3 protein-coding genes and 1 pseudogene are annotated in these 5,090 nt (G+C 69.1%); 3 read left to right on the forward strand and 1 reads right to left on the reverse strand.

The window, feature by feature from the left end; translation table 11 throughout:
- The 3 genes and pseudogenes from G5C60_RS49375 to G5C60_RS49385 all read left to right on the forward strand — a co-directional run.
- A pseudogene (locus tag G5C60_RS49375) lies at nucleotides 1–245 on the forward strand (DUF3558 domain-containing protein); the annotation flags it as partial.
- Between the two features lie 267 nt (nucleotides 246–512).
- Nucleotides 513–1,364, forward strand: a complete 852-nt coding sequence (locus G5C60_RS49380; RefSeq protein WP_165270643.1) for a DUF3558 domain-containing protein — start codon at nucleotides 513–515, stop codon at nucleotides 1,362–1,364.
- A gap of 145 nt (nucleotides 1,365–1,509) precedes the next feature.
- Complete coding sequence (locus G5C60_RS49385) at nucleotides 1,510–2,925, forward strand: DUF2637 domain-containing protein (protein WP_165270645.1); 1,416 nt, start codon at nucleotides 1,510–1,512, stop codon at nucleotides 2,923–2,925.
- A gap of 96 nt (nucleotides 2,926–3,021) precedes the next feature.
- On the opposite strand, the gene lysS is transcribed toward G5C60_RS49385, so the two are convergent.
- Nucleotides 3,022–4,779 carry a lysine--tRNA ligase gene (gene lysS, locus G5C60_RS49390; RefSeq protein WP_165270647.1) on the reverse strand — a complete coding sequence of 586 codons (1,758 nt, stop codon included), beginning with the start codon at nucleotides 4,777–4,779 and terminating at the stop codon, nucleotides 3,022–3,024.
- Nucleotides 4,780–5,090 lie beyond the last annotated feature (311 nt).

Here is a 5,090-nt window from a genome sequence, read left to right on the forward strand (position 1 = left end):
GCTCCACCCCCGCCGCCCTCCAGCCCCGCGTCCTCGACGACCTGGGCGACGAGGCCTTCCTGGACGACGCGCTGAGCAGTTCCCAGCAGCGCACGGTGACTGTGGTGTTCCGCACGTCCAATGTGCTTGTGACGATCCAGTACATCGAGCAGCCGACGAGTATCACGGACGTCCCGAGCAGCGAGGACATGCAGGACAGGGTGCGTGAATTGGCGGAACAGCTCGACGAGACGCTCAACGAATAGCGGTCGCCGGGGCACCGTTGGAGGGCCGTCGGGCTCGGCGGAACGGGAGCCACATCCGTCCCATACCGCGTACCGTGGCCCCTCGGACCCGACCGAGTGCGGTCGGCCGGGAAGCCGCAGAGCCGCGAGCCGAAGAGATGTCGAAGCGATGTCGAAGAGATGCCGAAGAGAGCCCAAGACACTCGAAGCACCACACAGCGGCAGAAGCACGCAGCGGCCGAACGAAGAGCCGACCGCACGCACACCCGCGTCTTGAGTGAAGGAACCATGCACCGACCCGCACAGCGACTCACCCGCATCCTCGTCAGCGCAGCCGCCGTCCCGGCGATGCTCGTCGCCGCAGGCTGCTCCTCGGACTCCGGCTCCGACTCCGGTGACGACGCGAAGAAGGACTCCGGCGCACAGTCGTCCGCCTCTCCCACGAAGGCGGGGACGGTGGTGAAGGAGGCCGCGTACGCGAAGCTGCCGGAGCCGTGCAAGGTGTTCTCGTCGAAGACTCTGGGCGAGCTGGTGCCGAAGGGCGCCAAGTCCGGCAAGGAGGGCAGGTCGGACGACACGGCCACGCGAGGCAGCTGCACCTGGGACAGCCTGGACGACAACGGCGTGAAGGGTTCCCAGTTCCGCTGGCTGAGCGTGTCCCTGCTGCGTTTCGAGTCGGACGCGTCCCGTGGTACGGGCGAGAAGCTGGCGGCGACGTACTACGGCAGCCAGGTCCAGGACGTGAAGTCGGTGAGCGGCGCGACGAACGCCAAGTCGGAGCCGGTGTCCGGTACGGGCAATGAGGCGACGTCGGTGAGTTACGACCTGAAGAAGAAGGAAGGCACCTTCAAGCAGCAGTCGGTCGTGGCCCGGACCGAGAACGTCGTCGTGTCGGTCGACTACAACGGCGCCGGCCTGGCGGGCGAGAAGGCCCCGAGCGCGGAGGACCTGTCGAAGGCGGCGCTGAAGGCCGCGAAGGAGGCCGTGCAGGCGGTGGTGACCGCCAATCAGGCGGGCGGCTCCGGCACCGGTTCCGGCGAAAGTGCGAGCGCGAGCCCGAGCAAGGGCGCGAGCGAGACCCCGGCCAAGGACACCAAGCCCTCCGCCTCGGCCAGCAAGTCCCCGTCGAAGAAGGACTGACGGAAGGACTCACGGAGGGCTGACGGAGGACTGACCCGATACCGAAGCCGTACCGAAGACGTACCGACGCCCGACAGGCCACCCGCGAACCGCACACATGTGCCACCCTGTTGCGCGCAACAGCTTGCAAGGGAGGGGAGTACGGGTGGCCGCGCCAATGGAGCTCACCAAGACGCACCGGATACTCATCGGAGTCGTCGTCTTCGGAGCGGTCGTCATCGCCGGTATCGGCTTCGCCGGTTCGTACGCGGCGGTGCGCGAACTCGCCCTGGAGAAGGGCTTCGGGAACTTCAGCTACGTCTTCCCGATCGGCATCGACGCGGGCATCTGCGTCCTGCTGGCCCTTGACCTCCTGCTGACGTGGATCCGCATCCCGTTCCCCCTCCTGCGCCAGACGGCCTGGCTGCTGACGGCGGCGACGATCGCGTTCAACGGCGCGGCCGCCTGGCCGGACCCGCTGGGCGTCGGCATGCACGGCGTCATCCCGATCCTGTTCGTCGTCTCCGTCGAGGCGGCCCGGCATGCGATCGGCCGGATCGCGGACATCACGGCCGACAAGCACATGGAGGGCGTACGCCTCACCCGCTGGCTCCTCTCCCCCGTCCCGACCTTCCTCCTCTGGCGGCGTATGAAGCTGTGGGAGCTGCGTTCCTACGACGCCGTGATCAAGCTGGAGCAGGAACGCCTCGTCTACCGGGCCCGCCTCCGTTCCCGCTACGGCCGCGCCTGGCGCCGCAAGGCCCCGGTGGAGTCGTTGATGCCGCTGCGCCTGGCCCGCTACGGCGTCCCGCTCGCGCAAACCGCCCCCTCCGGTCTCGCGGCGGCGGGAATCGAGCCGGTCCTGCTGCCTCCGGCCCCGCGTCAGACGGACCTTGAGCTAGAGCGGGCCGACACAAGGACAGCCACAGGGACGGGGACGGGCGCAGGAGCAGGCACAGCAGCGGGCGCAGGAGCAGGCGCGGCGGCACCTGTCGGCGCCGGAGAGCGACGCCCCGACCTCGAGAGCATCCCCACTCCCGAGCAGCTGGAGTACGTACAGGAGCAGGAGGAACCCCGGCCCGACCAGAGCCCGTGGTTCGCACCCCCGCACCAGGAGATCGTCTACGAGGGCGGCTACGACCCGTCGTTCGAGCCTCAGGAGCAGTACGACGGCCAGCAGTACGACCAGCAGTGGTACGAGGAGCAGCAGCAGGCCGAGGCGTACGAGCCAGGCCCTGAGGACACGGCCAGCTTCCGCATCCCCTCGGGCCCGGGCGGCCGTACGCGCCAGCTGGGCGAAGGCGGCGGCGTTCCGGAGGAGCCGCAGCAGCCGCAGCAGCTGCCCATCCCGGGACCGCGCGAGGAGCAGCTCGGTCTGCCGGACGACATGTCCCGTGAGGACGCGTACTACCAGGTGTTCCGCCAGTCGATAAACGGTCAGGGCCTGCCCACGAAGCAGGAGTTCGGCGCGAACATCGAGGCCGCGTACGGCGTCTCGCTCAGCGACAGCTCCCTCAAGCGCTACATGAACCGCTTCCAGAACCGCCTGAACGTGGAACTGGAGGAGGACCACATCGCGTAGGTGCCTGTACGTGGTTGGGGGCGCCCGGAGTTCTCCGGGCGCCCCCAACCACGTACAGGCACCTACAACCACGTACAGGCGTACGAACAGCCGCCGCTACTCGCCGAGCAGCTTCCGTACCCGGTCCGCCCCCACCGCGAGCAGCAGCGTGGGCAGCCGCGGCCCGGTGTCGCGCCCGACGAGGAGGTGGTAGAGCAGCGCGAAGAACGAACGCTGGGCTGCCTTGATCTCCGGCGGGAGTTCCTTCGGAGTGGCGTCCGGGGGGAACCCGGCCTGGACCTTGGGCACGCCGTACACGAGGTGCGTCAGGCCGTCCAGGGACCAGTTCGAGTCGAGCCCGTCCAGCAGCAGCCGGAGCGATTCGCGCGCCTGGTCGTCGAGGGACTTCAGCAGCTCGACATCGGCGTCCTCCCGGACGACGGTCCGCTGCTCGGCCGGTACGTGCGTGTTGATCCACGCCTCGGCCTTGTCGTACCGCGGCCGTACCTCGTCGAGCGAGGCGAGCGGGTTGGTGGGGTCGAGGTCGCTGAGGATGCGCAGGGCCTGGTCCCCGTGTCCTGCGGTGATGTCGGCGACGGAGGCGAGGGTGCGGTAGGGCATGGGCCGCGGGGTCTTCGGGAGTTCGCCTGCGGCGGTCCGTACGGCGCGGGAGTGGGCGGCGATGTCGGCGGGCAGGGCCGAGCCGTCGGCGACCTTGGCGCCCAGCTTGTCCCACTCGTCGTAGAGCCGCTGGATCTCCTGGTCGAAGGCGATCTTGAAGGACTGGTTGGGGCGGCGCCGGGCGTACAGCCAGCGCAGCAGCGGTGCCTCCATGATCTTCAGGGCGTCGCCGGGGGTGGGCACGCCGCCGCGGGAGGACGACATCTTCGCCATGCCGCTGATCCCCACGAAGGCGTACATGGGGCCGATCGGCTGCTTGCCGCCGAAGATGCTGCCGACGATCTGCCCGCCGACCTGGAAGCTGGACCCCGGGGACGAGTGATCGACACCGCTCGGCTCGAAGACAACGCCCTCGTACGCCCACCGCATCGGCCAGTCGACCTTCCAGACCAGCTTGCCGCGGTTGAACTCGCTCAGCCGGACGGTCTCCGAGTAGCCGCACGCGGTGCAGGTGTACGTCAGCTCGGTGGTGTCGTCGTCGTACGCCGTGACGGTGGTGAGGTCCTTGTCGCAGTTGCCGCAGTAGGGCTTGTACGGGAAGTACCCGGCGGAGCCGGTGCCGTCGTCCTCGGCGGCGGCACCGGAGCCCTCGGCGGCCTCGATCTCAGCCTCGTCGACGGGCTTCTGCCCCTGCTGCTGCTTCTTGTTCTTGCCGGCCGGGGGCTTCTTGGTCCGGTACTGGTCGAGGATCGCGTCGATGTCGGCCCGGTGCCGCATCGCATGCAGGATCTGCTCGCGGTAGACGCCGGCCGTGTACTGCGCGGTCTGGCTGATCCCGTCGAACTCGACGCCCAGTTCGCGCAGGGCCTCGGTCATCGCGGACTTGAAGTGCTCGGCCCAGTTGGGGTGAGGCGAGCCCTTCGGGGCGGGCACGGAGGTGAGGGGCTTGCCGATGTGCTCGGCCCACGACTCGTCGATGCCCGCAACGCCGTTGGGGACCTTCCGGTACCGGTCGTAGTCGTCCCAGGAGATGAGATGCCGGACCTCATATCCCCGGCGCCGGATCTCGTCCGCGACGAGGTGGGGCGTCATGACCTCGCGGAGATTGCCCAGGTGGATGGGCCCGGAGGGCGAAAGGCCGGACGCGACGACGACGGGTTTGCCCGGGGCCCGACGCTCCGACTCCTCGATGACCTCATCCGCGTAACGGGAGACCCAGTCGGTGGTCTCGGTGCTCTGAGCCACGATCGGCACGTCCTTCTTTCCTCAGGGTTTCGTCATCGCCCGGCGCTACGTCTCGCCCGGCTGACCACCCCATTCTCCCAGCTCCACGCGGATCCACGAAAACCGCTTTTCATCGCCCCCGCCGCCCTTACCCGTCCCATACCAAGGGGCTCCGCCCCTGGACCCCGCTTGGGGCTCCGCCCCTGACCCCGCTGGGGGCTGCGCCCCAGGCCCCCGCTGATCGGCCTGGCGGCCTCGTCCTCAAACGCCGGACGGGCTGATTTCAGCCCGTCCGGCGTTTGAGGACCGGGGGTCCGGGGGCTGGCCCCCGAAACGGGGTC

This window comes from Streptomyces scabichelini, assembly GCF_011045015.1.
Lineage (GTDB): Bacteria > Actinomycetota > Actinomycetes > Streptomycetales > Streptomycetaceae > Streptomyces > Streptomyces scabichelini.

What these genes read in the sequence shown, in the direction of transcription:
- G5C60_RS49380 (WP_165270643.1), top strand. Translation starts at nt 513, where the DNA reads ATGCACCGACCCGCACAGCGACTCACCCGCATCCTCGTCAGCGCAGCC.